The following is a 3,302-nucleotide window of genomic DNA, read 5'->3' as shown; positions in this document are numbered from 1 at the left end:
TCCTACTCGGCGCGGCGCGGGACGGTGCGTGGGCTGCATTTCCAGGTTCCGCCGCACGGGCAGGGGAAGCTGGTGCGGGTGTTGCGCGGGCGGATCTACGACGTGGCGGTGGACATCCGGCGCGGGTCGCCGACCTTCGGGCGGTTCGTCGCGGCGGAGCTGACGGCGGAGCGGGGCGAGCAGCTGTGGATTCCGGTCGGCTTCGCGCACGGCTTCTGCACGCTCGATGACGACTGCGACGTCGCCTACAAGGTGACGGACTTCTACGCACCGGCGTGCGAGGGCGGCATCGCGTTCGACGATCCCCAGATCGGGATTCCCTGGCCGGTGGAGCGCGCCGACGTGAGCCTGTCGGACAAGGACACCACGTATCCGCGCCTCGCGGCGTTCGAGAGCCCGTTCGCCTATGACGGCGAGCCGCTCCGGGCGCTGGGGCCGGCGTGAGGCGGGAGCGAAGGGCACAGGGTGAGGCGCAGATGCTGAGGGGCAGGCGGATTCTGGTGACGGGCGGGGCGGGCTTCATCGGCTCGGCCGTGGCGCATCACCTGGTCGACGATCTCGGCGCCGTGGTGCTGGTGGTCGACAAGCTCACCTATGCGGGCAACCTCGCCTCGCTGGCGAGCCTGGAGGGCAAGCCGGGCTACCGGTTCGCGCGCGCCGACATCTGCGACGCGCCGAGACTGGCGGCGCTGTTCGCCGAGTTCGACCCCGAGGCGGTGATGCATCTGGCGGCCGAGAGCCATGTCGACCGCTCGATCGACGGGCCGATGGACTTCATCCAGACCAATGTGGTCGGCACCTGCACGCTGCTGCAGGCGGCGCTGGCGCATTGGCGTGGGCTGTCGCCGGAGCGGGCGACGGCGTTCCGCTTCCACCACGTCTCGACCGACGAGGTGTTCGGCGCGCTGGGCGAGGAGGGACTGTTCACCGAGACGACGCCCTACGATCCGCGCTCGCCCTACTCGGCCTCGAAGGCTGCGTCGGATCATCTGGTCAGCGCCTGGGGCCACACCTACGGCCTGCCCGTGGTGATCTCGAACTGCTCGAACAATTACGGGCCGCGGCATTTCCCCGAGAAGCTGATCCCGCTGACCCTGATCAAGGGCCTGTTCGGCGAGCCGATGCCGGTCTACGGCGAGGGCCGGAACGTGCGCGACTGGCTGTTCGTGGAGGACCATGCGCGGGCGCTCGCTTCGATCGTGGCGCGCGGCCGGGTGGGCGAGACGTACAACGTCGGCGGCGCGGCGGAGCGGCGCAACATCGACGTGGTGACGACGCTGTGCGGCGTGCTGGACGAGCTGGCGCCGCGCCCGGCGGGGCCGCATTCGGATCTGATCACCTTCGTGCGCGACCGTCCCGGCCACGACTTCCGCTACGCCATCGACTTCTCCAAGCTGGAGCGCGAGCTCGGCTGGCGGCCGCAGGAGTCGTTCGAGACCGGCATCCGGCGCACGGTGCGCTGGTATCTCGACAATCGCGCCTGGTGGGAGCCGCTGCTGAAGACCCACGACGCCGCGGCGCGGCGCGGCCTCGCCGTGGTGCGCTAGGCGGACGGATCGGGACATCGGGATGAACATTCTGCTTCTCGGCGGCACCGGCCAGCTCGGCCGCGAGTGTCTGCTCCGGGCCGGTCCGGATCTGCGGATCGTGGCGCCGACCCGCCAGGAGCTCGACCTCGCCGCGCCGGGCGGCATCGAGGCCTTCGTCGCGGCGCAGGACGCCGACGTGATCGTCAACGCGGCCGCCTACACGGCGGTGGACAAGGCCGAGGCCGAGCGCGACCTGGCCCACGTGCTCAATGCCGAGGTGCCGGGCCGGCTCGCCGCCGCGGCGGCCGCCAAGGGCATTCCGCTCGTCCACGTCTCGACCGACTACGTGTTCGACGGGCGCAAGGGCGCGCCCTATCGGCCGGACGATCCGGTGGCGCCGCTCGGCGCCTACGGGGCCAGCAAGGAGGCGGGGGAGCGCGCCGTTCGCGCCGCCGGCGCGCGCGCCGTGATCCTGCGCACCGCCTGGGTCTACGGCCCGTTCGGCGGCAACTTTCTCGCGACGATGCTGCGGGTCGGCGCCGAGCGCGACGTGCTGAAGGTGGTCGACGACCAGCGCGGCACGCCGACCACGGCGGCCGATCTGGCCGCCGCCTGCCTGGCGATCGCGGCTCGGCTCGTCGACGAGCCGAGCGAACCGGGCGGCACCTTCCACTTCACCAATGCGGGCGAGACGACGTGGTGCGGCTTCGCCCGCGCCATCTTCGAGATCGCCGGGCCGCGGCTTCCCAAGGTGCCGCAGGTGCTCGCCATCACCACGGCCGAGTATCCGACCCCGGCGAAGCGGCCGGCGGACTCGCGGCTCGATTGCGCGGCGACGCTGGCGCGCTTTCCCGTCATCCAGCCCGACTGGCGCGCCGCGCTGGCCGCGACCCTCGACCGGCTGCTGCAGAGGACGAACGACGCATGAAGGGCATCATCCTGGCCGGGGGCAGCGGCACGCGGCTCTATCCGGCGACGCTGGCGGTGAACAAGCAGCTTCTGCCGGTCTACGACAAGCCGATGATCTACTATCCGCTGTCGGTGCTGATGCTGGCCGGCATCCGCGAGGTGCTGCTGATCTCGACACCGGAGCATCTGGGCTTCTACCGGCAACTGCTGGGCGACGGCTCGACCTGGGGCATCGCGATCGACTACGTGGTGCAGGAGAAGCCGGTGGGGCTCGCCCACGCCTTCGTGCTGGGGCGCGACTTCGTCGGCGCCGACAAGGTGTGCCTGATCCTCGGCGACAACGTCTTCTACGGCCACGGCCTGTCGGCCGAGCTGGCCAAGGCGGCGGCCTCCGACGCCGGCGCCACCGTGTTCGGCTACTTCGTGCGCGACCCGAGCCAGTACGGCGTGGTGGTGTTCGACGCCGCCGGCCGGCCCGTCGAGCTGATCGAGAAGCCCACCACGTTCCGGTCGCCCTGGGCCGTGACCGGGCTCTACTTCTACGACAACCGGGTGCTCGACATCGCCGCCGACCTGAAGCCCTCGCCGCGCGGCGAGCTCGAGATCACCGACGTGAACCGCATCTATCTGGAGCTGGGCGCGCTCGAGGTCGTCAAGCTCGGCCGCGGCTATGCCTGGCTCGACACCGGCACCCACGACGCCCTCCTGGAGGCCTCCGAGTTCGTCCGCTCCATCCAGGCCCGCCAGGGCCTCCTGGTCGGCTGCCTCGAGGAGATCGCCTACCTCCAGGGCTTCATCGACGCCGAAACCCTCCTCCGTCTCGCCAAGCGATACGAAAAGACAAACTACGGCGCATACCTCAAA

The 3,302-nt window shown here is 70.8% G+C and carries 4 protein-coding genes; all 4 read left to right on the top strand.

Annotated elements, in window-relative coordinates; genetic code table 11:
• A partial coding sequence (gene rfbC / locus CH341_RS29825; protein WP_111423040.1) for a dTDP-4-dehydrorhamnose 3,5-epimerase occupies window positions 1–444 on the top strand: 444 nt, incomplete at its 5' end.
• Window positions 445–476: 32 nt separating this feature from the next.
• Complete coding sequence (gene rfbB / locus CH341_RS29820) at window positions 477–1,547, top strand: dTDP-glucose 4,6-dehydratase (RefSeq protein WP_111423038.1); 1,071 nt, start codon at window positions 477–479, stop codon at window positions 1,545–1,547.
• A gap of 22 nt (window positions 1,548–1,569) precedes the next feature.
• Window positions 1,570–2,457: a dTDP-4-dehydrorhamnose reductase gene (gene rfbD, locus CH341_RS29815; protein WP_111423036.1), complete on the top strand. Its 888-nt coding sequence runs from the start codon at window positions 1,570–1,572 to the stop codon at window positions 2,455–2,457.
• Window positions 2,454–3,302: glucose-1-phosphate thymidylyltransferase RfbA (gene rfbA, locus CH341_RS29810; RefSeq protein WP_111423034.1), on the top strand; the 849-nt coding region annotated here is incomplete at its 3' end. The genes rfbD and rfbA, both read left to right, overlap by 4 nt.

It is taken from the genome of Rhodoplanes roseus (assembly GCF_003258865.1).
GTDB classification, from domain to species: Bacteria; Pseudomonadota; Alphaproteobacteria; order Rhizobiales; family Xanthobacteraceae; genus Rhodoplanes; species Rhodoplanes roseus.
This window is presented reverse-complemented; position numbering and strand designations above follow the sequence as displayed.